At 68.0% G+C, this 26,278-nt stretch carries 19 protein-coding genes; 9 read left to right on the top strand and 10 right to left on the bottom strand.

The features are described 5' to 3' along the window. Positions 1-62 precede the first annotated feature (62 nt). The 5 genes from V3596_RS11410 to V3596_RS11390 all read right to left on the bottom strand — a co-directional run bounded on the left by V3596_RS11410 (position 63) and on the right by V3596_RS11390 (position 6,092). On the bottom strand, positions 63-1,013 hold the full coding sequence (locus V3596_RS11410; protein ID WP_334277859.1) for a glycoside hydrolase family 43 protein: 951 nt from the start codon (positions 1,011-1,013) through the stop codon (positions 63-65). Between the two features lie 221 nt (positions 1,014-1,234). Beyond that, complete coding sequence (locus V3596_RS11405) at positions 1,235-3,859, bottom strand: TonB-dependent receptor (protein WP_334277858.1); 2,625 nt, start codon at positions 3,857-3,859, stop codon at positions 1,235-1,237. Positions 3,860-4,065: 206 nt separating this feature from the next. Beyond that, positions 4,066-4,299: a DUF2805 domain-containing protein gene (locus tag V3596_RS11400; RefSeq protein WP_334277857.1), complete on the bottom strand. Its 234-nt coding sequence runs from the start codon at positions 4,297-4,299 to the stop codon at positions 4,066-4,068. 16 nt (positions 4,300-4,315) lie between these two features. Continuing rightward, the gene (locus V3596_RS11395) at positions 4,316-5,551 is read right to left on the bottom strand and encodes an AGE family epimerase/isomerase (RefSeq protein WP_334277856.1); all 1,236 of its coding nucleotides are present in this window, start codon (positions 5,549-5,551) and stop codon (positions 4,316-4,318) included. Then, positions 5,544-6,092 (bottom strand): adenine phosphoribosyltransferase, encoded by a 549-nt coding sequence (locus tag V3596_RS11390; RefSeq protein WP_334277855.1) that lies wholly within the window; start codon positions 6,090-6,092, stop codon positions 5,544-5,546. Before V3596_RS11390 ends, V3596_RS11395 begins: the two co-directional genes overlap by 8 nt. A 63-nt stretch (positions 6,093-6,155) precedes the next feature. On the opposite strand from V3596_RS11390, the gene V3596_RS11385 reads away from it, so the two are divergent. Continuing rightward, positions 6,156-6,647: a hypothetical protein gene (locus V3596_RS11385; RefSeq protein WP_334277854.1), complete on the top strand. Its 492-nt coding sequence runs from the start codon at positions 6,156-6,158 to the stop codon at positions 6,645-6,647. After that, positions 6,644-7,651, top strand: coding sequence for a Gfo/Idh/MocA family protein (locus tag V3596_RS11380; RefSeq protein ID WP_334277853.1), 1,008 nt, complete (start codon positions 6,644-6,646; stop codon positions 7,649-7,651). Before V3596_RS11385 ends, V3596_RS11380 begins: the two co-directional genes overlap by 4 nt. A 13-nt stretch (positions 7,652-7,664) precedes the next feature. Here V3596_RS11380 and V3596_RS11375 read toward each other — a convergent pair whose 3' ends face one another. Both V3596_RS11375 and V3596_RS11370 read right to left on the bottom strand, forming a co-directional pair. Beyond that, positions 7,665-10,289: a protein kinase domain-containing protein gene (locus V3596_RS11375; RefSeq protein WP_334277851.1), complete on the bottom strand. Its 2,625-nt coding sequence runs from the start codon at positions 10,287-10,289 to the stop codon at positions 7,665-7,667. Positions 10,290-10,347: 58 nt separating this feature from the next. Beyond that, positions 10,348-11,514 carry a hypothetical protein gene (locus tag V3596_RS11370; protein ID WP_334277850.1) on the bottom strand — a complete coding sequence of 389 codons (1,167 nt, stop codon included), beginning with the start codon at positions 11,512-11,514 and terminating at the stop codon, positions 10,348-10,350. A gap of 450 nt (positions 11,515-11,964) precedes the next feature. On the opposite strand from V3596_RS11370, the gene V3596_RS11365 reads away from it, so the two are divergent. The 7 genes from V3596_RS11365 to V3596_RS11335 all read left to right on the top strand — a co-directional run bounded on the left by V3596_RS11365 (position 11,965) and on the right by V3596_RS11335 (position 23,273). Continuing rightward, positions 11,965-12,570, top strand: coding sequence for an ECF-type sigma factor (locus V3596_RS11365; RefSeq protein ID WP_334277849.1), 606 nt, complete (start codon positions 11,965-11,967; stop codon positions 12,568-12,570). 37 nt (positions 12,571-12,607) lie between these two features. Beyond that, a complete protein-coding gene (locus tag V3596_RS11360; RefSeq protein WP_334277848.1) occupies positions 12,608-13,627 on the top strand; it encodes a DUF2157 domain-containing protein in 1,020 nt (339 codons plus the stop codon). Then, positions 13,624-15,243: a GDYXXLXY domain-containing protein gene (locus V3596_RS11355; RefSeq protein ID WP_334277847.1), complete on the top strand. Its 1,620-nt coding sequence runs from the start codon at positions 13,624-13,626 to the stop codon at positions 15,241-15,243. The genes V3596_RS11360 and V3596_RS11355 overlap by 4 nt, the downstream gene beginning before the upstream one ends. Positions 15,244-15,306: 63 nt before the next feature. Continuing rightward, positions 15,307-15,825, top strand: a complete 519-nt coding sequence (locus tag V3596_RS11350) for an RNA polymerase sigma factor (protein ID WP_334277846.1) — start codon at positions 15,307-15,309, stop codon at positions 15,823-15,825. Further along, entirely contained in the window at positions 15,825-16,826 is a 1,002-nt protein-coding gene (locus V3596_RS11345; protein ID WP_334277845.1) for a FecR family protein, read from the top strand. Before V3596_RS11350 ends, V3596_RS11345 begins: the two co-directional genes overlap by 1 nt. Positions 16,827-17,390: 564 nt before the next feature. Beyond that, on the top strand, positions 17,391-20,687 hold the full coding sequence (locus V3596_RS11340; RefSeq protein WP_334277844.1) for a TonB-dependent receptor plug domain-containing protein: 3,297 nt from the start codon (positions 17,391-17,393) through the stop codon (positions 20,685-20,687). A gap of 54 nt (positions 20,688-20,741) precedes the next feature. Then, entirely contained in the window at positions 20,742-23,273 is a 2,532-nt protein-coding gene (locus V3596_RS11335) for a zinc-dependent metalloprotease (RefSeq protein WP_334277843.1), read from the top strand. Positions 23,274-23,457: 184 nt separating this feature from the next. Here V3596_RS11335 and V3596_RS11330 read toward each other — a convergent pair whose 3' ends face one another. The 3 genes from V3596_RS11330 to V3596_RS11320 are packed head-to-tail and all read right to left on the bottom strand — an operon-like array spanning position 23,458 to position 26,254. Further along, positions 23,458-24,747 (bottom strand): TRAP transporter large permease, encoded by a 1,290-nt coding sequence (locus V3596_RS11330; protein WP_334277842.1) that lies wholly within the window; start codon positions 24,745-24,747, stop codon positions 23,458-23,460. Next, positions 24,738-25,226: a TRAP transporter small permease gene (locus V3596_RS11325; protein WP_334277979.1), complete on the bottom strand. Its 489-nt coding sequence runs from the start codon at positions 25,224-25,226 to the stop codon at positions 24,738-24,740. Before V3596_RS11325 ends, V3596_RS11330 begins: the two co-directional genes overlap by 10 nt. Before the next feature lie 47 nt (positions 25,227-25,273). Further along, positions 25,274-26,254 carry a TRAP transporter substrate-binding protein gene (locus tag V3596_RS11320; protein ID WP_334277841.1) on the bottom strand — a complete coding sequence of 327 codons (981 nt, stop codon included), beginning with the start codon at positions 26,252-26,254 and terminating at the stop codon, positions 25,274-25,276. Positions 26,255-26,278: the final 24 nt, after the last annotated feature.

Below are 26,278 nucleotides of genomic sequence, written 5' to 3'. Positions count from 1 at the left end.
CTCGGAATTGCAATCCAATCAATTCCTGGCGGCGCTCGATACCGATATCGACATACCGATCGTCAGTCGCACAAAGAGGGGCGTCCGAACAGCGGCATGCCGTCTTCGCTCCAGCGCATGGGCTTGATGAAGGTGTGCCTGTCCGGGTTCCAGAGCGGGTCGCCTTCGATCTCGGTGTAGGTGCGGGCGTGATAGACCAGCAGCACTTCTTCTTCACTGGCACCGGTGGTGAAGCTGTTGTGGCCGGGGCCGTAGATGCCGTGCTCGTAGCAGGTGCTCATCACCGGCCTTGGCGACTTGTGCCAGCGCTTCGGGTCGAGCAGGTCGGCTTCCTCATCGGCCCACAGCAAGCCCATCGCGTAGTTCTCGTCCGTCGCGCTGGCCGAGTAGCTGATGAAGACCTTGCCGTGGCTTTGCAAGACCGACGGCCCTTCGTTGACCAGGAAGCCGCGGCATTCCCAATCGAACTCCGGCTTGCTCAACATCACCGGCGGGCCGGCCAGCTGCCAGGGCGTCTTCATCGGAGCGATGTAGAGGTTGGAGTTGCCTGCGATGGCCGTGTCCTTCTGTGCCCACAGGTAGTAGAGCCGGCCGCGGTGCGTGAAGGTGGTGGCATCGAGGCAGAAGCTGTCGATGCCGGTATCGACCTGGCCGAGGAATTCCCATCGGCCGGTCAATGGATCTGGGTCGCTGCAGTGGATGGCATACATGCGGTGCTGGAACAGGTCGCTCTTGATCGCACGCGTCGGCGCCGCTGCGAAGTAGACGTACCAGGCGCCTTCGTTGAAGTGCAGCTCGGGTGCCCAGATCAGTTCGGAACAGGGGCCGGTGTCGGGCTTGCGCCAGACATCGAACAGCGGCGCGTCAACCAGGCCTTCGATGGTCGACGCGCGACGCAGCTCGATGCGGTCGTACTGCGGCACCGAGGCGGTCATGTAGTAGTGGCCATCCGCGTGGCGTGAGATGTGCGGGTCGGCGCGCTGCAGGATCAGCGGCTTCAGCAGGTGGGTCATGGCTTCGCGGGGATTGCTCGAAGATCAGGCCGGCGGCGGGGGACTGAGCCCGGACACAAACAGTCCTGAGGACTGGTTGTGCCTGGCGAAGGGATGGGCCTCTGGCCCAGCCACGAGCGCAGGAGAGCACCCAGGCGGCCTGATCTCCGCGAGATCTTGAAGAAAAAGGGCGTTGCCAGCTTCAGCACGGCAACGCCCGGTTCGCTGGACCCGTCAGGTCCTTACATCTTCCAGCGCAGCGAGATGCCGTAGGTGCGGTCGTAGTAGCGCACGTCGCGGACCATCGCCGGGTTCTTGTCGAAGTAGTCGTGATAGGCCTGGTTCAGCAAGTTCGTGACATCCAGCGAGATGGTCAGGTGCTTGTTGAACGTGTAGCCGGCCGATGCATCGAGCGTGGACAGCGGTGCGACCCAGAGTTCACGGCCGGTGGTGCGGTACGGGTACTCGGCCAGGAACTTGGAGCGCCAGTTGTAGGCCAGGCGGCCGTAGACGTCGTTCTTCTCGTACAGCGCCACCAGGTTGATGGCTCGCTTGGACTGACCGAGGAAGTCGCTCTCCAGACCGCTCTTGTTGATCTGCTTGCCGCTCATGTAGGTGAAGTTGGCTTCCAGCCCCAAGCCGCTGAAGACGCCCGGCAGCCAGTCGTAGAACTGGCGGTAGCTCAGCTCGTAGCCACCGAGGTTGGCCTTGTTCAGATTGATCGGCTGGCTGGTGTTGTAGCGAACGCCATTGATCGTCGTTTCACCGGCATCGATGACCACGCGGTTCTTGAACTTGTGCTCGAAGACGGTGGCCGTCAGGGAGCCGGTGCGGGCGAAGTAGTACTCCAGCGCCACGTCGATGTTCTTGGACTCGGTCGGCTTCAGGTTCGGATTGCCACCGGAGGCGGTACCGAAGGTCACGCCACCGCCCGGCGGCGTGTAGGTGACGCCCGGGTTGTAGTCGACGAAGTTAGGGCGCTCGATGGCCTTGCCCAGGACCAGGCGGCCGATCAGCTTCGGGCTGAACTCTGCCTTCAGCGCCAGGCTGGGCAGGGCATCGGTGCGCGAGGTGTCCACGTCCACCGGCGTGATCACGTTGGTGGCGGCGTTGCGCGAGTTGCCCATCAGGTGCTGCTGCGTGCGCACCAGGCGCAGGCCGGCCACGCCGCTGACCGGCACGCCGCCCGCGTTGAAGCCGAACTTGGTCTTGCCGTAGACGGCGCTGGTCTTCTCCTCGTCGTCGAACAAGGTCATCGGGTCGTAGGCGGTCAGCGCCGTGCTGCCGGTCAGCATCTTGCGGAAGGCCTCGCCGTTGTCGAGCAGCCATTCGCGGTCGGCGTACACATACTGCTTGACGCCGAAGTCGCCCCAGGTGGCCGGCGACACCGAGTAGATACCGGGGAAGTTCGACACCAACTGGCCCACGGCCGAGAAGCTGGTCGTCCAGGGCATGCTGGTGTTGACGGCCATGGCGTGGCGCTTGGCCAGGCGCACGCCGGTGCTGAATTCCTTGAAGAAGCTGTTGCCGGCCATGTCGTAGACCGCGTCGGCGCGCCAGTCGGTCGAGTCGCCACTGCGCTCGCCGCGCACGTCCACGCCGCCGTTGACACGGAAGTTCGTGGCCTTGGTCAGGTCCAGCGTCGGATAGTCGATGTAGCCGCCGCCGTCCTGCACCTTGCCGATGGTGTTGGTCGGTGCGTAGCCGGTGTCGAGGATGCGGTTGACCCAGTCGATGCGGCTCTTGGTGTGCGCGAGCTCGCTGCTCACGCGCAGGCGGTCGGTGGCGTCCCAGTGGCCGCCGAGCGCGAACTGCTTGTTCGAGGCTTCGTCGTGCTTGGCTTGCGTTGAGGTGAAGCCCCAGCCCGGGTAGTTGGTGTTGGTGACCGTGTCGAGGTTGTTCGTGCCCGGCTTGGTGGTGACCACCGACGTAGGCTCGAAGACCGGGATGCCTGCCACCAGGAACGACTGCTGGAAGCGATGGTCGATCTTGGTGGCGAAGCCTTCCAGGAAGAACTCCATGTCGGCGTTCGGCTTCCACTGCAGGGCCAGGTTGCCGGCCAGGCGCTTGCGGTCGCCGAGGTCGAGCACGCGGCCCATGGCGTCGGCACCGAGGATGCTCTTGCCGCCGTGGTTGAAGGTCACCGGGTCGCCGACCCAGGCGCGTTCATCGTGGTAAGTGCCCTTCTGGTAGGACAGACCCACCAGCGCGCCGAACTCGCCCTGCTCGGTCTTCCAGCGGTTCGAGGCCATGCCGCTCAGGTCGGGGTTGTCGGCCTTGGCCTTGTCGCGGTGCTCCATGCGGCCATTGATGACCACCTGCGAGTCCTTGAAGTCGAACGGCCGGTTGGTGCGCACATCGATCACGCCGGCGGTGCCGCCCTCCGGCAGGTCGGCGCCCTGGGTCTTGTAGACATCCAGGCGCTGCAGCATGGTGGCCGGCACGTCGGCCAGGTAGAGGCTGCGGCCGGAATCGGAGAAGAACTCGCGGCCGTTCAAGAGCGTCACGATGCCACCCAGGCCGCGCACGATCACGCTGCCGGCTTCGCCGTTGCCGCGCTGGATCTGCACGCCGGTGACACGGCCGAGGATCTCGGCCACGTTCTTGTCGGGGAACTTGCCGATGTCGTCGGCGACGATGGAGTCGACCACCTGGTCGGACTTCATCTTGATGAGCTGCGCGCTCTCGGCCGACTTGCGGGCGCCGGTGATGGTCACGCCTTCGAGCTGCTGGGGCTCGGCGGGCTTGGCTTCCTGGGCGCTGGCGGCGATCGCGAGTCCCAAGGTCATCGCTGCGGCCACAGTGCTGCGCAGCACAAGCACCTGGTTTCCAGCCGCGCGGGGCGGCTGCATGGCTGTCTTCTTCATCTTGTCTCCTGGATCGTTTTTGGGGGCAGTCCGACTGGCAAGCGGGCTGTACCGACCGAGCAGGTCGAGGCAGCGCTTGTTCTTGTTCGGAGCGGATGCTAGGCACCCCCTCGATCCAGGGCTAATCACATTTTTGGCTCTCTCGATGCTGGTTTTTGCATCGGAGACCCGGGCTTACCCCGATGACTCCGGGGCTGGCAGCTGGCTCAGCGCCCGTGCGGAAAGGTCGACTTCACCGTGGCTGCCTTGACGCTCTTGCCCTGGGCAGCCCAGGTCTTGTAGGCGGTGGGCGTGAGCTCGCGCTTCATCAGCGCCACCAGCTCGCCCTGGCCGATGCCATGCTCGACGAACACCCGTTGGTAGGGCGGACGATCGGCAAAAGCGGTCTTGATGATGCTCTTGATCTGTTCGGGGCTGAGGCGGGGAATCTGTTTGGCCATGGCGTGATTGTCCTCTCTAGACCACGCTGCCGGCGGCCCGCAGCGCTTCCATGTGCATGCCCAGCATGTGGTACGGCTCGGGCTGCACGTTGTCGCAGCCGCTGCGCCGGCACAGGCCGGGCCGCCAGCCGCCGTGCTCCTTGTCGATCAACTCGTTCTGCACCAGCGCCAGCGTCTGCTCGTAGCGGCGCCACAACTCATTGCGGCCGCTCGCGCTGGCGGCTGCGATCAAGGCGCGCGTGCACTCGGCCTGCTGCCACCAGCCCTTGTGCTTCCAGGGCGGCGCGTCGGGGTAGACCTGATTGATCGCGCCGCCGTCGATCTCGTCATAGCCTTCCAGCAGGGCGAACTGCAGCAGCCGGTCGCCCACCGCAGCATGGAGCGGTGCCACGTCCAGCGCCGTGGAGCGCAGGAGCAGATGGCTCCATTCGAACTGGTGGCCGATGTCGGTGTAGCCGCCCGCCTGCTTGGTCGGCAACGCTTGCCACTGGGCGTCGTACCACTCGGGAATGTAGGCCGAACCATCCGGCCGGCCCTGCATCAGCCGGTTGATGACGAAGTCCCCCAGCCGCCGCGCAGCCTGGCGAACCGCTGCATCGCCCGTCGCATCGAGCAGGGCCAGCTGGGCCTCGAACAGATGCATCAGCGGGTTCTGGCTGCGCGCGCCGGGCTGGCCGGGCATGAAGTTGCGCGCCGTCTGGCCGCGGAAGCCGCCGGCCGGGTCCGCCAGGCCGGCCTCGATCTGCTGCCAGGCTTGCAGCGCCGCCTGGCGCCATTTCGCGTCCTGCGTGATGCGGGCGAGGTGGGCCAGCGAAAACAGCGCGAAGGCATGGCCATAGCAGCGCTTGGCATCGCTCAAGACCTTGCCCTCGGGCGACAGCACAAGGAAGAAGCCGCCATGGACCGGGTCGGCAAAACGCTGCAGCAGGTACTCGCCACCTTTCAGGGCCGCTTGCAGGAAGCGCCGGTCCTGGCTCAGTTCGTAGCCGACGACCATCGCGTAGATCATCCGCCCCTGAAGCGTCACTTCCAGGTTCTGGTCGGCCTTGGGCTGCCAGTCGCGGCCGAAGTTGATGTGAAAGCTGCCGTCGGGTCGCGGCGCGTGGGCGAGCCATGGGGCCAGCAGGCTCTCCAGGGCAGCCTGGCGGTGCCAGGCACTGTCGATCTGGCGCTCGGTCTTGCTGCGCGAGTCGCATGCCGCCAGCGGTGATGAGGCCAGCACAAGCAGCAGCTGGCGCCTCAGCCTATTCATCGAGGGCGTATTCCAGCAGCGCGAACACCGGCAGGCCGGCCTCGCGCAGCTGCTGCGAGCCGCGCAGCGCCGGCAGGTCGATCACCGCGGCGCATTCCAGCAGCTCGGCACCCAGGCGCTGCAAGAGGCGGGCGCCGGCGCCCATGGTGCCGCCGCTGGCGATCAGGTCGTCTACCAGCACCACGCGCTGGCCCGGCCGCAGAGCGTCGACATGCGCTTCCACGGTGGCGCTGCCGTACTCGAGCAGATAGCTTTCCTCGATGCATTCATGGGGCAGCTTGCCCTTCTTGCGGATCGGCATGAAGCCGACGCCCAGCCGGTAGGCCAGCGCCGCGCCGATGATGAAACCGCGCGCCTCCAGGCCGGCGATCAGCTCGGGCCGCATGGCCTCGTAGCGCGCGGCCAGCGCGTCGATCATCAGCTTGAAGGCCGCCGGCTCGGCCAGCAGCGGTGTGATGTCGCGGAACTGCACGCCCGGCACCGGCCAGTCGGGCACGGTGCGGATATGGCGGCGCAGCTCGGTGAGGATGTCGGCAGACATGGCGGCGATCTTACGGTGACAATGCGCTCGCCGCGCTGCGGCTGCAACAAGGAGGCCTTCATCATGACGCAAAGAATCCATCACCGGCTCGTCGCCCTGGGTACCGTCGCCGCGCTGCTGCTGGCGCCCGGCGTGGGCCGCGCCGAGTCCTGCTACCAGGTCAGTGATGCCGACGGCAGGTTCGCCAATGTGGACCCCCAGCTGGGCTTCCCCGCGGAGGTGGAAGCGAGCTATGTGGAGGCGATGAACAAGAGCATGCGCACCCGGGCCCGCTGCTACAAGAAGGCGCTTGAACGCGATACCGACCGCAGCAAGGAGCGGCAGGTGGTCCAGTTCGGCATCGCCGTCAATGCCGATGGCTCGGTGGGCCGGGTGTCGGTGCTCAAGTCCGACTTCAACGACGGCATGCTGTTGGCCTGCCTGGGTGAAATGGTCTGCGGCTTCAAGCTGCAGGCCAGCGGCAAGGAACAGAAGGTGGTGCGTGCCTTCAACTTCGGCGTCAACAACCGCCGCCCCGACAAGCTCGACGACTTCCGCGACGCGCGCAAGCTGTGAGCGAGGCCGCTTTCCGCTGGGCGGTGATCGGCCCGGGCCGCATCGCCAACCGTTTTGCGCAGGCGGTGCAAGGCCTGCCCGAGGCGCGCATCAGCCGCATCCATGCGCGCGACGCGGCCAAGGCGACGGCCTTTGCCGAGCGCTGGGCGCCAGCCGCCGTGGCCAGCAGCTCGCTGGATGAATTGCTGGCCGATCCGGCGGTCGACGCGGTCTATATCGCCACGCCGCATGCCCAGCACGGCGAGGCCATTCGCGCCTGCCTGCTGGCCGGCAAGCCGGTGCTCTGCGAAAAGCCGCTGGTGCCCAGCCTTGCAGTGGCTGAACCCCTGCTGGCGCTGGCCAGGGAGCGCGGCGTCTTCCTGATGGAAGCGCTGTGGACCCGCTTCCTGCCCGCCTACGAGCAACTGGCCCAGTGGCTGCGCGATGGCGCCATCGGCGAGCTGCGCGGCATCCAGTCGAGCTTCTGCTTTTCGGCGCCCTACGACCCGAGCACGCGGCTGTTCGACCCCCACCTGGCGGGGGGCTCGCTGCTGGACATCGGCATCTACAACCTGGCCGCCACTCGCTTCATCCTTGAGATGGCGCTGGGTGTCTGCCCGGAGCCTGATCGCATCGAGGCCAATGCCCGCCTCGCGCCGACGGGCGTCGACCAGCAGCTCAGTGCCAGTCTTCATTTCGGCGACCTGGTCTCGCAATTCATCTGCAGCTTCGATGCGGTGTCGCCCAATGCCCTGCACATTCTCGGCACGCGCGGTCGCATCAGCCTGCCGCAGAGCTTCTCGCAGGCCACCGCATTGGAGCTGCAGCGCGGTGCGGAGCCGCCGCTGCGCGTGGAGGCGCCGTTCCGCATCAATGGCTTCGAGGGCGAGATCAGCGAGACGATGGCCTGCGTCCGCGCCGGCCTGGTCGAAAGCCCGCGCATGCCGCACGCCGAGAGCCGCGCGCTGCTCAGCTGGATGGACAGGATCCGCGCCCAGGTCGGCGTGCGTTACCCGTTTGAGTGAGCGTCTGGTGCGCTCAGCTTTCGCCGGCCAGCTCGCGGCACTTTTGCTGCCAGCTGGCGTAGTGCGGCGGAACCGGCCCCTTGCGCCAGAGGGCCAGGGCCTCCTGGGCGCTGCTGCGTGCTGCTGCCGCTTCGCCGAGCGCCGCATGCGCAGCCGCCTGTTCGCCCAGCAGCAGGGCCAGGATCCAGCGGCGGCTGGCGTTGTCGGGGCTGTCGTGCGTGCCGCGCATCAGGGCTTGGGCTTCGCGGGCCCAGGCCAGTGCCTGGGCGGGTTGCAGGCTTGAGCGTGCCAGCCACAACAGGCCTTCGGCGCGCCAGCGAGCCAGGTAGAAGTCTTCGCCCTTGCTGGGCGGCAGGGCCAGCGCGGCCTGTTGCAGGCCGGCGCGGCTGGCGGCATCGGGCTTGAGCTGCCAGGCGGCGCGTGCGCTGCCATAGCGCAGCAGCAGCAGGTCACGGCCGGCCGACTTGTTGGCGGCATCGCGCGCCTGCTCGGCCTGCAGCAGGGCGATGCCTTCGTTGAAGACCTGCAGGGCCTCGGCCGGCTTGTCGCGCTCCAGCAGCACCCGCGCCGCCACCGAGCGGCTCATGGCCCGCTGGTAGCGGTAGTTGGCGTTCTCCGGCGCCGCCTTGACCGCCGCATCGCGCAGCGCCAGCATCTGGCGGCTGTTGTCTTCGGCTTCTTCCAGGCGGCCGGCAAGCAGCGCCCAGTTGGCCAGTTGAAGCCGGGACCAGGCGGCCTGGTGGGCCCATTCGGGGTCGGCCGGCAGCTTCTGGCGCAGACGATCGAACATCTCGGCCGAGCGCTGCAGCAGCGGCCCGGCCGCAGCGATTTCGCCCAGCTGCGGCATCGCCGGGCTGCCACCCAGCAAGCCGCCGATGCGGCCGGTGACTGTGGCCAGGTGGGACAGGCTCAGTGGATCGTCCGGCGCCAGATGCATGGCTCTCTCGTCGAGCTGGCGCGCCTGCTCCAGCGCCGAGACCGCCAGCTGCAGCTGGCCGCTGCGCAAGGCCAGCATGGCACGGCCCTGCCACATCTCGCCGGCTGTTTGCAGCGCGGCGGCGTCGCGGGCGCTGGCATCGAGATAGAGCGGCTGCAGCGCCAGCGCCTTGACGATGTTCTGCTCGGCCGCCTGCAGCTGCTCCTGGCTGGGCGAGAAGCCGTCGCCCTGCAGGGCGGCTATGCGCGAATAGCTCTCGGCCAGTTCGCGTGCCAATCCGGGGTCGCGTGCCAGCTCCGGGCCCAGCTCGCCGGCCAGGCCGTCGAGCCAGCCCAGGGCGTCTTTCAGGAGCGCCTCGCGCGTGGCCAGCGCGCCGGGCAGTTGCGCGATCTGATCGTGGTAGCTGAACACCAGCTTGTTGGACAGCTGGCGCAGCTGGGCAAAGCGCCGCTCGGCCTGCGCCCGCGCGGCCTGCGCTTCATGCATTTGCCACAGCGTGCCAGCCAGGCCACCCACCAGTGCCAGCAGCGCCAGGGCACTCAGGCCCACGCCGAGCCGGTTGCGCTGCACGAAGCGCTCGAGCAGATAGGCCGGGCTGGCCGGACGCGCGCTGACGGGATAACCGCGCAAATGAGCGCGTATGTCGGCCGTCAGGGCATCGACGGTGGCGTAACGCCGGGCCGGGTCTTTCTCCAGCGTCTTCAGCAGGATGTTGTCGAGATCGCCGCGCAGTCGGCGGCGTCGCGCCGGCCAGGCGGGGTCGCCCACCTGGCCCGGTGAGAGCGAACTCGGCCGCGTGGGCTGTTCGTTGAGCACCGAATCCGCCGCTTCGCGCGGCGTGGCGGCATGGCGGCCATAGGGCCTGATGCCGGTGAGCAGCTGGTAGAGCAGCACGCCCAGCGAGTAGATGTCGGTGGCGGTGCTGACCGGCTCGCCGCGCACCTGCTCGGGGCTTGCGTAGGTGGGTGTGTAGGGGCGGTCGCCCTGCTGGGTCTGGCCGGCGTCTTGCGCATCGCCTTCCAGCGGGTCCAGCGCCTTGGCGATGCCGAAGTCCAGCAGCTTGACCTGCCCGGAGGCCGTGACGAGCACATTGCCCGGCTTCAGGTCGCGATGGACGAGCAGGTGGCGGTGGGCATGCGAGACGGCATCGGTCAGTTGCAGGAAGAGCTCCAGGCGCTGCTCCAGCGAGCGGGCTTCGCAGGCCTTGTCTATGGCCTGGCCCTCGACCTTCTCCATCACGAAGTAGGGCAGGCCTTGCGGGCTCAGGCCGGCGTCGAACAGGCGGCCGATATTGGGATGATCCAGTCGCGCCAGCGCCTGGCGCTCCTGGGCAAAGCGGCGCAGCACGGCGGCCGAATCCATGCCGCGCTTGAGCAGCTTGACCGCAGCCTCGCCCTCGTAGGCGCCGTCGGCGCGGCGCGCCCGCCAGACCTCGCCCATGCCGCCGCTGCCCAGCAGATCGATCAGCAGCCAGGGCCCCAGGCGCTGACCGGTCAGGCCGGCGGCCGAGGCCGGCGCGGCCAGGAAGTCGGGGTCGTCGCTGTTGCCACCGGTGCTGTGGGACAGCAGCGACAGCAGCTCGGCCTGCAGCTCCGCCGAGGCGCCGCAGCTGCGCACCCAGGCCTCCCGCTCGGCGGCGGGCAGGGCCAGGGCGGCGTCGTACAGCTGCTTGAGCTCGGTCCAGTCGGCAGAGGGTGTCATGGCCACAGTGTCAGAGCACCGAGGCCGGCCCGGCAAGCCCTGACCCCCGAAATCGGCCTCACCGCGCGGCCTTCGTGACCGCGATCAATTCCTGCGTCGTGGTCACCGCGCCGGTGGGCGCCGGCAGCGTGCTGACCGTGACGCTCTTGGGCAGCATGTAGGGCACCGCATTGGTGGTCCACAGCGTCACCTGGGTCGGGAACACGAAGCTGGATTGCAGGGTCGGCAGCATGACGGACAGCAGGGGGCTGCTGGCCGCCGGGCCTTGCACCTGCAGGTCCTTCAGCACGAAGTCGACGCGGAACTTGCAGCTGTTGGCGAAGCTGCCTGCGGGCACCGTGACCGACTCGTTGGCGTCGCGGTTGATGGTGAATTCGTACTTGATCACCAGGGCCGTGGCGCCGCCGAGCGAGGCAAAGCCGTCGGTGACGCTCTTGCCGGTGACGGTCGCGGTCACGCTGATCTTGCCGCTGCTGCCGGCCACGATGCCGGCATTGGCCAGGCGTTGCTGCCAGTCGGCCGGCTCGTAGGTGGTGATGGTGTCGCTGGCACCTGCGGTCGCCGTGTCCTGGCCCAGCGCCGCGCCGGTGCTCGGGTCGAGATAGAGCGTGGCCAGACCGGTGGAGGCCACGGTCGCGCCGGTCACGGTCAGTGTGCCGACGACGGCGGCCTGGCCCTTGTACGTGCCGTTCGTGAAGTCGTACTTGACCGTGTAGGGCGCGCTGCCGGCGCTGCTGCTGGTCTGGCGGTAGGTGACCGAGTCGCCGGCCTTGGCGATCAGAGGCGCGCATTCGCTGCCGCTGCCTGCCGGCGCGGGAGACGGAGCCGGTGCGGGTGACGGTGCGGGTGCAGGCGTGGGTGCCGGGGCGGCAGTCTTTGGCGTGGTGCTCTGCATGTAGCGGCCGGTGCTGGTCGCCGATCCGAGATCGGTACCCGACATGTAGAGCCCGCTGAAGGCCGGGGCGAAGAAGTCGACGTGGCGGTCCTTGTCGATCATGGCCACCACGCCGATGGCGTTGCCTGAGGCATCCGTGTTCTGGCAGACCTTGGCCACGACCGCGCTGGCGGCGCTGGCGCCGGCCAGGCCAGCGTTTGGCGTGTAACTCAGCACGCCGCCTGACAGCACCAGGCTGGCGCCGCCCAGCTCGCTGCCGCCGCTGTCGAAGACCTTGGCGGCATAGCTGCCTTCATGGACGGCCAGGGCGGACAGGGTCAGCTCCTTCATCGTGCCGCAGCTGGCGGTGCTGGCCGGGGCGGGCGCCGGAGCCGGCGTGGGAGCAGGCGCGGGCGCCGGGCTGGGTGCGGGAGCCGGTGTTGGCGCCGGGGCCGGGGCTGGGGCTGGGGCTGGGGCTGGGGCTGGCGTGGGCGCAGGTGCGGGGGCAGGGGCCGGCGTGGGAGCGGGTGCTGGCGCCGGCGTGGGTGCCGGGGCCGGAGCCGGGCTTGGCGCAGGCACCGGATCTGGCACGGGGTCGCCACCGCCGCAGGCGCTCAACACGGAACTGCCGATTAGGATGGCCAACCGGGCCAGGTGCTGAGGAGCAGGGGCGTTGCGCTTGATCATGGTGCGGGCCTTTCGGTGCATGGGACGATGGCTGACAGGGACTGCTGTTTGTTTACGCAGCCCAAACCGGCGCCAAGGCTCACGGCCGGCAACCTTGAATTAGGGGGGGAACGCATGACGGTGGACGAACAGCAGCCGGCGCCGGACCTGGCAGCGCTGACCCAATGGCTCAGCGACCAGCCGGCCGATGCCGCGGGTGTGGGCGACCAGCTGTTTGCCTTGCTGTATGACGAGCTGCGTCGCCTCGCGCGCTCGCACCTGCGCCACGAGCTCGGCGCGCATACCTTCTCGCCGACGGTGCTTTCGCACGAGGCCTGGTTCCGCCTGGCCGAGCAGAGCCGCACGCAGTGGCGCAATCGCAGCCACTTCCTGGCCGTGGCCTCGCTGATGATGCGGCGCATCCTGGTCAACCATGAACTGGCGCGGCGGGCCGACAAGCGCGCCGCCGAGCTGGTGCCCCTGACGCTCTCCGGCCTGGAGCACCTGGCCCTGCCGCCGGACCGCGACCTGGTCGCGGTGCATGAGGCCTTGCTGGCGCTGGAGCAGGTCGATCCGCGCGCCGCCAAGGTGGTCGAGCTGCGCTTCTTCGGCGGGCTGGAGAACGAGGAGATCGCCGAAGCGCTGGCCATCTCGCTGGCCACGGTGAAGCGCGACTGGAGCCTGGCTCGCGCCTGGCTGCACCGCGAGCTGGGTGGATCGCCCGGCGGCGGCGCGCAGTAGTCTGGTTACCATCGCCCCAGCATTCTGGGGAGCTTGCATGAGTCTGCATGAGCAGCTGTACCGCTGGACGGCCGAGCAGGGCCTGGACCGGCCAAAGGCGCAGCGCCTGTGGTTCCTGAGCGGGCTCGGCCAGCCGCCGGGCGATGTGCTGCAGCGTCTGCGGCTGGGTGCGGCCGGTCTGGCGGCCGGCCTGCTGGGCCTGGGCGTGATGATGTGGGTTGCCGCGAACTGGGCCGAGCTGCCGCGCAGTGCGCGCTTCGCCCTCCTGCAGCTGCTGCTGGCCACCAGCCTGCTGGCGGCGTGGGCGCGCCCGGCCTGGCGCGGCGCGCTGGGCCTGCTGGCCTTGCTGAGCCTGGGTGGCCTGCTGGCGCTGTTCGGCCAGACCTACCCCACCGGCGCCGACGCCTGGCAGCTTTTCGCGCTGTGGTCGGCCCTGGCACTGCCGCTTTGCTGGGGCGCGCGCAGCGAGCTGGTCTGGACGCCGTGGGTGCTGGTCGTCGTCACGGCCATCAGCCTCTGGGTGCATGCCCACGCCGGCTTCCGTTGGGACTTTGAGACCGGAACCCTGGGTGTTCACGCCTGCGGCTTTGCTGCCCTTGTCCTGCTGTGCGTGGCCATGGCGCTCAAGCCGGCCAGCGAGCAAGCGGAGCCCTGGGCCTGGCGCGCCGCGGTGCTGCTGGGCGTGACCGCGCTCTCGGCCACATCCCTGGGCGGCTTGTTTGCCAGCCGTGTGCGGCCGCAGTTCTGGCTGGGCCTGCTGGTGCTGGCGGGCGGGCTGGCCGCGGCCTGGCAGTGGCGCGAGGTCTATGCACTCAGCGCTCAGGCCCTCGCCCTGGACACCTTGCTGGTGTGCGGCCTGGCCCGGCTGCTGCTGGTGGGCCAGCGAGGCGAGCCCATCGGCACCATGCTGGTCCTGGGCCTGGTCGCAGCCGCCCTGCTGACGGCCAGCGTGCAGCTGATATTGCGCCGCATGCGGGGGCCCGAGGGGTCGGGCGAGCCGTCCGATCCTGTCGACCCTGCCGGTGCTGCAACGGCAGCGCAGGAGCGCCAGCGATGAGCGCCGTGAATTTGCCGGCCTGGCTCGAACAGGCGCAGCAACAGGGTCTTGTCCCCGCTGGTGCCAGCCGCCCCGAAGCGGCACGCCCGTGGCCGGTGCAGCTGCTCACGGCGCTGGGCGCCTGGCTGTCTGCCGTGCCCTTGCTGATCTTCCTGGCCCTGCTGTTCGGTCGCCTGTGGGAGCACGGGCCGACAGCCTATGTGCTCGGCCTGGCCCTGGTCGTCGGGTCGGCGAACCTGCTGCGGGGTCGCAGCACCGCGTTCTTCCTGGAGCAGCTGGCCCTGCCGCTGCTGCTGGTCGGCCTTTGCAGCCTGGGCTTCGCGCTGGGTCGCGACCTGCCTTTCCGCCTGGCGCTGGTGGCCGGCCTGGCGATCTGCGCGGGCCTGGTGCTGGCCTTGCCGCGCCACTGGCTGCGGCTGCTGCTGGGCATGGCTGCGGTGTTCATGTGCATCGGCCTGCTGCCGGGTGCGAGCTGGTCTCGCGGCGCCATGCTGCCGCTGTGGTGGGCCGTGTATCTGGCCCTGGCGGCCTGGGCGCTGGCGCAGTCGCTGGTCCATCACGGAGGCCAGCGGGCCGAGGGTGCCGCGCTGGCAGCGCTGCTGGAGCCGGTGCTGCGGGGCTGGGCGATGGGGCTGCTGCTGGCGCTGGTCTGGCTGTCCGGCCCCAGCTTCATGGCGGCTGGTGTGATGGGGTCAGGTCTTGCGCGGGAGTTGAACGCGCCGGTCGAATCGGGTCTCTCGCCCATGCTCTGGCGCGTGCCGGCAGCGTTGTCGGTGCTCGCCAGCGCCTGGGCCTTTGCTGCCTTGCTGAAAGCCTGGCCGGTCCTGCGCCTGCCCAGGCTCTTGCTGCCGGGCCTGCTGGGGGTCGCGCTGTGCTGGTGGCTGCCGGCGCTGGGGGGCTGCCTGCTGCTGCTGAGCCTGGCGCTGGTGCGCCGCCGTCGTGTGCTGGCGCTCAGCGCGGCGGCCGCGGCCCTGTGGGTGCTGGGCAGCTTCTACTACCGGCTGGACCTGCCGCTGAGCGACAAGGCCCTGGTGCTGGTGGTGGCCGGTGCGCTGCTGGGCGCGTGGCTGTGGCTGACCCGGCAAGGCGATCCTGCGCCGCAGCCGGCCATCGCGCCGGCCCGTGCCTCGGCGCGCTGGGCTTTGCCGGCTTGCGCGCTGCTGAGCCTCTGCGTGGTCAATGGCCTGATCTGGCAGAAGGAGCAGCTGATCGCCGAGGGCCGGGCCGTCTATGTGAAGCTGGCGCCGCTCGATCCTCGCTCGCTGATCCAGGGCGATTACATGCGGCTCAACTACGCGCTGCCGCCGATACCCCCGGTGGCGGAGCTGGCCCTGCCGTGGCAGCCGCGACCGCGCATTGCCGGCCGGCTGGATGAGCGCGGCGTGCTGGTCGAGCCGCGCCTGCTGCGCGCCGGCGAGCCGGCCGGGCCGGGCCAGCTGCTGCTGGAGCTCAGCCCTGTCAATGGGCGCTGGACCCTGGTCAGCGATGCCTGGTACTTCCAGGAAGGCCAGGAGCCCAAGTTCCGGGCGGCGAGCCATGGCGAGTTCCGGGTGCTGCCCGATGGGCGCGCGCTGCTCGTGGGCCTGGTCGGCCCGGACCTGCGGCGCGTGCCGTGATGTGCGAGCCACAGCGGCTTGCAATTTTGCAAGGCCCGGCCGCTCGCATATAGTCGCCGCCCCATGAGCCTCCTCGACATCTACCGCGCGCGCCGCCGGGCACTGGAGCGCTATGTCCAGCGCCTGCTGGGCAATGCGGACGAGGCGGCCGAGGTCTCGCAGGAGGCCTTTCTGCGCGTCTACGCGGCCGAGCTGGGCGACCAGACGCCGGTCAGCGAGGCCTTGCTCTACACGGTGGCGCGCAACCTGGCGCTGAGTGAATTGCGCAAGCGCACCTCGCGGGCCACCGACGCTGTGGGGGATTGGGACGACTTGCGCGTTGAAGACACGGGGCCCAGCGTGGAAACGCTGTTGCAGAACCGCCAGCGGGTGGCGGCCGTGGAGGCCGCCATGGAACGCATGGCGCCCAAATGCCTGGAGGTGTTCCGCCTGCGCAAGATCGACAATCTCTCGCATGCCGAGATCGCCAGCCAGCTGGGGATCTCGACCAAGACTGTGGAACGCCACATCACCCGCGCGCTGGAGCTGTGCCATGAGGCAATGGCTGAACACGATGGTCTGCAACGCAAGGAAGTACGCTGATGCAAGCCAAGGTGCTTGATTTCGAACGAGGTGGCGGCGCCAGCGCCGCCGAGGAAGCGCGTCGCTGGGTCGCGCGCATCGACGCGGGCGACCTGAGCGCCACCGAGCGCCAGCAGTTGAAAGACTGGCTGGCCGAAGACAGCAGCCATGCACGCCTGCTCGACGAGCACGCCCTGATCTGGGCGGCCGCCAGCCAGGCGAGCTTTGCACCGGCCTCGGCCCGGCCTGCCGCTCGCCGCAGCTCGCAACGTCCATGGGTGTGGGGTGGTGCCGCTGCCACCGGCCTGGCGCTGGCCCTGTGCCTGATGGTCTTGCGACCCTGGCAAGCGGACGACGACACGAATTTCGCCGCCTCGCACAGCACGGCCGTGGGTCAGCAGCATGTGGTGCTGCTGCCCGACGGCTCGCGCACCGAGCTCAATGCAGCCTCGTCCTTGGGCGTGGCCTATGGTGGCCAGCGTCGGCGCGTGGTGCTGGAGCGCGGCGTTGGCCTGTTCGACGTGGCCAAGGACAAGAACCGCCCCTTCGAGGTGCTGGTGGGCAATACCGTGGTGCGCGCCGTGGGCACGCGCTTCCTGGTGCAGAAGCATCGCGATGGCAGCGTCGAGGTGACCGTCTACGAAGGCGTGGTCGAGCTGCGCAAGGCCGATGCACCCGAAAGCAAGGGCGAGCAGCCCTTGCGTTTGGGCATCGGCCAGGTGGCGCTGGACCAGGCGCAGCAGACATTGCTGTCCACCGCCAAGCCGGGCGAGCTCGAGCGCAAGCTGGCCTGGCAGCAGGGCCGCATCGTCTTTGACGACTCAAGCCTGGCCGCTGCGCTCGAAGAAGTGAATCGCTACAGCAGCGAGCCCATCGAGCTGACCGACCCGGCGCTGCAGCAGATGCGCATCTCGGGCGCTTTCGCCACCACCGACGTGGCCGTGTTCCTGCGCAGCCTGGAGCAGGGCTTCGGCCTGAAGGTGCGCCAGCACCAGGGGCGCTGGCTGATCAGCCGGGGTTGAAACTCAGACTCAGCTGCGCAAGTCTTTGTCAACTGACCGCCAGGGCTTGCTTGAGGTTCAACGCCGAACTTCGGGGTGCGTCTCTTAACGGCACTTAGCAGCCACACGCTGGTTCCTTCTTTCGCGCTGCCGAGGCCATCGGGTGAGGGCTTGAGCTCCTGTCCCCCGGACCGGGCTTCGCCCGATCCTCCTCCTTTACCTCGCCCAAACCCTCACCCGACACCCTCGGCCGAACCTGCGCATGCCACCAGGCGAAGGCCACAGAGGTGCGGATCAGGACGGCAGTGGGTTTCCCGAAGCGAGGTAAAGGAGGAGGATCGGGCGCAGCCAGGGCCGGGGGACACGAGCGCAGGGGAACCCGCTGGCGGCCTGATCTTCGACCAACCGTGGAACAAGAAAACGAATGGCAGCAATGAGCCGCTTGGCGTCTCCCCGCAGATCGGCGAAGGCACTTTGAGGCCTAAGGGTTAGTCCCTGTGGGGGTGAATCGTGCGTCGCGCGTCGTATCCGCTAGTCCCGGACGACGCCATTCCAAGATCAACAAACAAGCCCCAGGAGTCCCCTGTGTCGCGTAGCCCCCGTTTTGCCTGCCATCCGCTGGCGCTTGCCGTCCTCATGCTGACGGCCCAAGCCCATGCTCAGGCCCAGAACCCCGCCGCCACCGAAGCGCGGCTGGTTGAAATTCCCGCCCAACCTGCTGCGCAAGCGCTGCAGCTGTTCGTCAAGCAACAGAATTTCCAGCTGCTCTATGCACCGGAGCTGGTGCGGGGCCTGACCAGCAAGCCGGTCAGCGGCACGATGCATCCCCGTGACGCCTTGAACCGCATGCTGGAAGGCAGCGGACTGCAAGTCGTCGAGACCGGCCCTAACGCCGCCACGCTGCGCCAGGCGGCCGCGCCGTCGCCGCGCGCCTCGGGTGCGCAAGCCGGCTCGGGGGCCGCCAGTGGCTCCACCGACGCTGCTGAACCGGAGGCCGACTCAAGCCCAAAACCCGCAGCCGCCGCAGCACCGCCGGCGCGCGTTCAGCGTTTTGAACTGGCCGCGGGTGATGCGGTCGAGACGGTCCGCAAGATGGCGGAACTGGGCGGCGTGAGCATCAAGTTCAAGGACGAGGATCTCCGCGGCATCCGCACCAACCGCATCAACGGCGACTACACCTTTGTGCAGGCCATGCGTGAGCTGCTGGCCAACACCCGGCTCTCGTTGGGCCAGCTGGTCGCGACCAACGAGTTCGTGGTGCGCAAGGTCGAGGTCATTGCGCCGGTCGAAGTGACCGGCTCGCACCTGCGCTCCATCGTTGGCGAGCAGGGCATCAACCAGGTCGAGGTGCTGACCCGCCAGGACATCGAGCGCTCCGGCGTGACAACGCTGGCCGAGCTGCGCAACCTGATTCCGCAGCTCTCGGTCGGTGCCTCGGCCAGCTTCGACGGCAACAGCTCGCGCGGCGCGCCGGACGGTCGCCTGCTGTTCAATCTGCGTGGCCTGGGCCAGGGCAATGCCCTGATCCTGGTGGATGGCTTGCGCCTGCCGCGCACCGGCTCGCGCACCGTGGCCGAAGCTTACGAGGCCACCGGCATCCCGATGTCTGCCATTGAACGCGTGGAAGTGCTGCTGGGTGGCGGCAGCGCGATCTATGGCGCCGATGCGGTGGGTGGCGTGGTCAATATCATCACGCGCAAGCGCTACCGTGGCACCGAGGTCGAGTACGCGCTCGACAACACCATGGTGACCGACGCGGCCAACAACCGCCTTGGCATCTCGCACGCCTTCCGGCACAACAAGTTCTCGGCCCGCGCCTCGGTCTCGGTCGAGACCCAGAATGCGCTGGCGCTGCGCGACCGCGATTGGCTGGCAACGGACGACCGCCGCTGGCTGGGCGGCAGCGATGGCACGGCCAACAACCTGCCCATGGGCGGTTATGTGCAGGCCGTCACGGGCAACCTGCCGGGCATCGGCAAGAACACGGCCTACATTCCCGCCGGCGCCAACGGCAAGACGGCCAGCATCGCCGACTACCTGAACGCACCGATCACGGCCCGCTATGACGCCGGCAAGGTCCTGAACGCCGTCAACGAGTACAAGCGCAGCTCCGCGACCGCGCATGCCGAGTACGAGTTCTCGTCCTGGGCCCAGGTCTATGCGGACTTCATGTGGTCCAAGAACGAATCCGAGGCGCAGAGCGACCCAGTGGCGCTGTCGGGCTACACCCTGCCCGCTGGCTATCAGGGCAACCCCTTCGGCGTTCCGATCCGCATCTACAAGTACATGTGGGAGCTGGGCACGCCGATCCGGCACTACACCTATGAGCAGCAGTCGACCTCGATCGGCCTGCGCGGCGACCTGCCCAAGGACTGGCGCTACCGCCTGAACCTTGCCGACGCGCGCAGCAAGCCCTCGCTGCCGGAGGGCGTCTACCAGTTCTACGCGCCGAGGATGAATGCGCTGATCAACGGCGCGACGCCGCCGGTGCTGCTGCACGACAGCTATGCGCTGGTCGGCAATGAAGGCGCGGCGCCCAACGCCGCCGGCGTGCTGGAGTCGGCCTACTACAAGGACGAACGCTACGACACGCCGGTCACCCGCACCTACAGCTTCAGCCTCGATGGCCCGGCCTGGCAGCTGCAAGCCGGCACTGTCAATCTGGCGGTGGGCCTGGAGCGCCGCGTCGATTCGGTCAAGTTCACCAACGTGACCGACAGCACCTTGGTCGACACCACGCAGGCGGCCCAACCCAAGCAGGACCGCATCACCAACTCGAGCTACCTCGAGACTTCGGTGCCGCTGCTCTCGCCCAAGTCCAGCCTGCGCATCCCGCTGGTGCACAGCCTTTCGATCAGCGGCGCGGTGCGGCGCGACAGCTACAACGACTTCGGTGCGGCCAGCAAGAAGCTGCTGGGCGGGCAGTACAAGCCGGTGTCGTGGATGTCGCTGCGCGGCTCGCGCAACGAGGCCTTCCGCGTGCCCTACCTGATCGACATCACGCGGCCGCGCTACGTGACCAATATGACCGTGCCGGCCACGGGCTCGAGCGCGCTGATCGACCTGTATCGCAAGAACGAGCCCTTCATCGGCACGCTGCCCACGACCCTGGGCGGCAGCAACAGCCTGAAGCCCGAACAGTCGGTGCACTACAACGTCGGCCTGCAGATCGAGTCGCCGTTCGAGGCCACCAAGGGGCTGTCGTTCTCGGTGGACCGCTGGCGCTCCAAGATCCTGGACCGCGTGGGCTCGCTGAGCCGCCAGGAGTACATGCTGTACTTCCCCGAGTCCTACTCGCGGGCCGCATTGACGCCCGAGGACGCAGCGGCCGGCTACACGGCGGGCAAGATCACCGGTGTCGATTTCACCTCGCGCAACATCTCCAAGTACCAGGCCTCGGGCTATGACTACTCGCTGCGCTATGTGATCCGTTCGAGCTGGGGCGAGTTCTCGCTGAACGGCCGCATGACGCGCACCGACAAGCTCGAGGTCGTTGCCACGCCGGCCGCTGCGCCAAGCCCCTACACCAATGCACGCCTGCAGCCCAAGCGTGTGGTGGCCACCGTCTCCTGGGCCTATCGCGGCGCCGGTGTCAGCGTCACCGGCATCCGCCAGAGCGGCTTCCCGGTCAGCCTGTTCCCGCCCATCGTCGACTACCCGGGCACCACGACCTGGAATACCAACGTCTGGTACGACTTCGGCAACGGCGGCTGGCATGACAAGCAGGGCCTGGTCGGCCGGCTGATGGGCGACACGCGCATCTCTCTCGGCCTGATCAATGCCACCGACGTGGCGCCGCCGCTGAGCCCGACGGGCCAGGTCAACAGCTCGGTCGACCCGCGGCTGATGCGCTACACGTTCACGCTGCGCCGCCGCTTCTGAGCATTGCCAGCACACCTCTCACGCTTCCCTCTCCAACAAGCAGACATGAACACCATGAAGTCTTCTCACATCCGCCGCCTGCCGCTGGCTGCACTGCTCTCGCTCGCTCTCGGCGCGGCCTTTGCCCAGGAAACACCGCCGGCACCGGCCGAAGGCGCCGCCTCGGCCGCCCGCCCGGGCGGCCCTGGCGCCGCTACGCCCGAAATCGAGCCCAAGGCCTATGACAAGGTCATCACCAAGGACGCCAAGACCCAGAAGGGCCTGGTCACGGTCCACCAAGTCAAGACCAAGCTGTACTTCGAGGTGCCCAAGGCCCTGCTCGGCAAGCAACTGCTGATGGTGGCGAACGCCACCTCGGTGCCTTCCGATGTGGACCATGTGGGCAAGTCGCTGGCCCAGGACGTGGTGCGCTTCAGCCTGCGCGGCAACAAGGTCTTCTTCCAGCAGGTCGACCACTCGTTCGCGGCCGACGCGGGCCGCCCGAATGCCGAGGCCGTGAAGAACTCGCAGCGCGATGCGATCCTGGCCAGCTTCAATGTCGAGGCCTTCGCGGCCGACGGCTCGCCAGTGATCGAGGTCAGCCGCCTGTTCCAGAGCGAAGTCGGCGAGTTCAGCGCCCGCCGCATGGTCAAGGGCACGGGCCTGGACGCACAGCGCAGCTATGTGGACACCACGCGCGCTTTCCCCGGCAGCGTGCGGGTCGATGCGGTGCACACCTACTCGGCGCCGATGATGCTCAACGGCCCGATGGGCCCGGCGCCGGCGCCAGCCGGCTGGCCGGCGCGCTCGGCCACCTTCGGCATCTCCTACAACCTGGTGGAGCTGCCGGCCGTGGCCATGATGCCGCGCCTGATGGACGACCGCGTTGGCTACTTCTACGAGAGCCGCACGGACTACGGCCATGACCGCCACACCATCGAGCGTGAGCGCATGATCACGCGCTGGCGTCTGGAGAAGAAGGACCCGAACGCCGCCGTGAGCGAGCCGGTCAAGCCCATCGTCTGGTACATCGACAAGTCGACCCCGACCGCGCTGGTGCCCTATGTGAAGAAGGGCATCGAGGCCTGGAACGTGGCCTTCGAGGCCGCCGGCTTCAAGAACGCGGTGCAGGCCCGCCCGTTCCCGACCAAGGAGCAGGACCCCGAGTTCGACCCCGAAGACGTGCGCTACAGCATCATCCGCTGGGTGCCATCGCAGATTCCCAACGCCTATGGTCCGCACCTCAGCGACCCGCGCAGCGGCGAGATCCTGAACGCCAACATCGTGATGTATCACAACATCCAGAAGATCCTGCGCGACTGGTACATCACTCAGGCCGGGCCGGTGGATGCACGTGCGCAGCAGCTGCCGCTGCCGGACGATCTGATGGGCGACCTGGTGGCCTATGTGGTGACGCACGAAGTGGGTCATTCCCTCGGCTTCCAGCACAACATGAAGGCCAGCTCGCAGTACCCGATCGAGAAGCTGCGCGATGCCAAGTGGCTCAAGGAGATGGGCCATGTGTCGTCCATCATGGACTACAGCCGCATGAACTACCTGGTGCAGCCGGAAGACAAGATCGACCCGGCGCTGCTGATCCCCAAGGTCGGTCCCTACGACATCTTCGCCACCAAGTGGGGCTACGCGCCCATCCCGAGCGCGAAGACACCGCAGGACGAGAAGCTGGTGCTGGACAGCTGGGCCCGCGAGCAGGACAGCAAGCCCTGGCTGCGCTTCCAGGCGCCCATGAATGGCGACTACGGCACGGTGATGGAAGCCGTGGGCGATGCCGATGCGGTCACGGCCACGACGCTCGGCACCAAGAACCTGCAGCGCCTGGTCAAGATGCTGCCGAAGATGACGCTGCGTGCCGGTGAAAGCAACAAGGACCTGGCCGACCTCTACAAGGGCGTCTGGGGCCAGTGGACCAAGGAACTGGTCCATGTGGCTGCCCTGCTGGGCGGCTATGACTTCCAGACCAAGGCGGGCTCGCAGCCGGGCGCCATCGGCAAGCCTGCAGCCAAGGCCCAGCAGGCACGTGCCGTGGCCTTCTTCAACGAGCAGCTGTTCGCCACGCCGAACTGGATTCTCGACACGGCCGTGACCGAGCGCCTGGCCCCGGGTGTGGGCACCGGCCTGCTGGTGACGACCCAGCGTGGCGTCCTGAACACCCTGCTCAGCAGCGAGATCCTGGGCCGCATGTCGGGCCAGGAGCAGCTGTACGGCGACAAGGCCTACCGCATCGAGCAGATGCTGGCCGACCTGCGCGGCGGCGTGCTTGGCGAGCTGAAGAGCGGCGCGGCACCGACGCCGGCCCGCCGCAACCTGCAGCGCAGCTACGTGGATGTGCTGGCCGGCAAGGTCGAGGGTTCGAGCTACGACGACGGCCGTGCCGCCGTGCGCGCCGAGCTGCGCCTGCTGGGCAAGCAGTTCGCCGAACGCGGCCGCACAGCCGGCGACTCGACGACCCGCGCCCACTGGACCGAACTGGCCGAGCTGACCGACAAGGCGCTCGACCCCAAGGCCGGCGGCGCCAAGAGCACGCGCCCGCAGATGGGTCTGCTGGACAGCGAAGAGGAGCAGGCCCATTGGCCGGCCGTGCGCTGATCTGAACGTCATTGCTCGGGGACGCCGTCCCCCCGCTCGCGTGAGCGTTCGGGGGGCTTGAGGAGAAGTCCGCACCGCCGTTTCTATCTCTCCTTCCGGCGGACAGCGGGCCCATCAAGGCGGCGGCGCAGTCATGTAGGGCTGGACAGCATGCGGGCTGTCCAGCCCTTGCGCCTTTTGGCACTCAGCCCAGCAAGCCCGGCAGCCACAGCGAGAACGCCGGCACATAGGTCACGAGCAGCAGCGTGCCGATCAGTGCGCCATAGAAGGGCCAGATCGAGCGCATCACCTGGCCCACCGAGATGCCGCCGATGGCGCAGCCGACGAATTGCGTGGTGCCCACCGGCGGCGTGTTCAGGCCGAGCGCGCAATTGATCAGCATGACGATGCCGAACTGCGTGGCGTCCATGCCGTATTGCTGGCAGATCGGCAGGAAGATCGGCGTGCAGATCAGGATGGTGGCCGACATGTCGAGGAAGGTGCCGAGCAGGAACAGCAGCACGTTCACCATCAGGAAGATCACCCAGGGGCTGCTGGTGAAGGACTGCATCAGCTCACCGGTCTGCTGCGGCACTTCGTAGAGCGCCATGAAGTAGCCGAAGGCCGAGGAGATGCCGATCAGCAGCAGCACCACGCCCGTGGTCTTGCAGGCCTTGGCGCAGGCGGCCAGGAAGCCGCGCCAGCTCAAGGAGCGATAGACCAGCACGGTGACGGCCAGCGCCCAGCACACGGCCGTGGCGGCCGACTCGGTGGCGGTGAACACGCCGGAGAGGATGCCGGCCAGGATGATGGCCACGACCAGCAGGCCCGGCAGTGCTGCGCCGAAGGCCTTGAGCACCGCGGGCCAGCCCGGGAAGGGCCCGTGCACTGGATAACCGCGTTTCACCGCCACGCCGTAGGCCGCGGCCAGGTTGGCGATGGTGAGTATCAGCGCCGGGATCAGCGCCGCCAGGATCAGCTTGAACACGCTGACCGAGGCGATGCCCGCGGCCGCCAACACGAAGATGATCAGGTTGTGCGAGGTCGGCATCAAGGCGCCGACCAAGGCCGCGTGCGTGGTCACATTGACCGCGTAATCGGCGTGGTAGCCCTCCTTCTTCATCAGCGGAATCATTACGGAGCCCATGGCCGACACATCGGCCAGCGGCGAGCCGGCCACGCCACCGAACAAGGTGCAGCCCAGCACATTGCTCATGCCCAGGCCGCCGCGCACATGGCCCACCAGGCTGTTGGCAAAGCGCACGATGCGCTCGGCAATGCCGCCATGCAGCATCAGCTCGCCGGCGAACACGAAGAAGGGAATGGCCAGGAAGGAGAACACCTGCATGCCGCCGACCATCTTCTGGAACACGATGGCCACGGGCAGGTCGGCCGCGATGATGGTGGCGATGGAGGACAGGCCGATGGCGAAAGCGACGGGCACGCCGAGGACGAGTAGCAGCGCGAAGCTGATACCGAGAATTGCTAGTTCCATGCGGGCTCCACGCTGCGGCCGCGCAGAAGCGCCACGATGTGTTCAATCGAGAAGAGCACGATCAAGCCGCCACCAATCACCAGCGGCAGATAGTCCATTCCCTCGGGCACGCCCAGCATCGGCTTGGCTTCGTCCCATTTGAGCGTGGTCCAGGTCCAGCCTGAGTCCAGCATCAGCGCGCCGAACAGGGCAACCAGCACGTGGATCAGCACTTCCAGCTTCAGGCGCAGCTTCTCGGGCAGGAGCACCAGCAGCGACTCCAGCCCGATATGCCCCGCATCGCGCACGCCCACGGCCACGCCGAAGGCGGTGATGTAGAGCACCAGCAGCAGGGCCAGCGCCTCGGTCCAGGTCGGCGAATCATTGAACAGATAGCGACCGATGACCTGGACCTGCACGCAGACCAGCACCAGGATCAGGCCGAGCACGGCGGCCATCAGCGCCAGCTTGGAGAGCCCGGCGCAAACGCGCGTGAGTATCTGCGTCGCTGGCCAAGGGTCAGGACTTGCCTGCTGATCAGGCTCGCTCATTTCACGTCCTGCAAGGACTTGACCAGGCGCTGCAGGTCCGGCGTGTTCATGAACTTCGCATAGACCGGCGCCATCTGCGCCTGGAACGAGGCCTTGTCCACGTCCACCACGTCGGCGCCCTTGGACTTCACGAGCGCCAGCGACCTGGCCTCCTGCTCATCCCACTTCTGGCGCTGGAAGGCGACCGATTCCTTGGCCGCGGCGCGCACCAGGGCCTGGTCGGCGGGGCTGAGCTTGTCGAACGAGCGCTTGCTCATCAGGAGCATCTCGGGCGCCATCGAATGCTCGGTGCGCGAGTAGTACTTCACCGCCTCGTAGTGCTTGTAGCCATCGAAGGAGGGCACGTTGTTTTCGGCCGCATCGATCAGGCCGGTCTTGAGGCCGGTGTAGACCTCGCCGAGCGGCATCGGCGTGGCGTTGGCGCCCATGGCGCTGACGATGGCCACCCAGAGGTCGGACTGCGGCACGCGGATCTTCAGGCCCTTGGCGTCCGCCACGGTCTTGATCGGCTTCTTGGCATAGATGGAGCGGGCGCCGCTGTCATAGAAGGCCAGGCCCACGAAGCCCTGCGGCTCGCAGCTGCGCAGGATCTCGTCGCCGGCCGCGCTGTCCAGCGCGCGGCGCATGTGCTCCACCGAGCGGAACAGAAAGGGCATGGTGGGCACCAGGGTCTTGGCGCAGATCGCATTCATCGGGCTCACGTTGACCCGGGCGATGTCCAGCGCACCGACCTTGACCTGGTCGATGCTCTCCTTCTCGGTGCCGAGCGCCCCCTTGTTGAAGACCTTGATCTTCAGACGGCCGCCGGTCCGCTGGGCAAGCAACTCGCCCATGCGCTTGACCGCCACCACCGTCGGGTAGTCGTCGCTGTTGTGGATGTCGGCGGCGCGCAGGGTCTGGGCCTGGACGACGCCGCCCAGGCTGCTCAGGCCGGCGAGCAGGGCCAGCATCAGGGCGCTGGTCTTGGGGATCTTCATGATGGTCTCCGCGCCCTCAGGGTC

The organism is Roseateles microcysteis (assembly GCF_036880965.1).
Classification (GTDB): domain Bacteria; phylum Pseudomonadota; class Gammaproteobacteria; order Burkholderiales; family Burkholderiaceae_C; genus JAUASW01.
The sequence above is the reverse complement of the archived record's forward strand: the minus strand, read 5'-3'. Positions and strand labels throughout refer to the sequence as shown.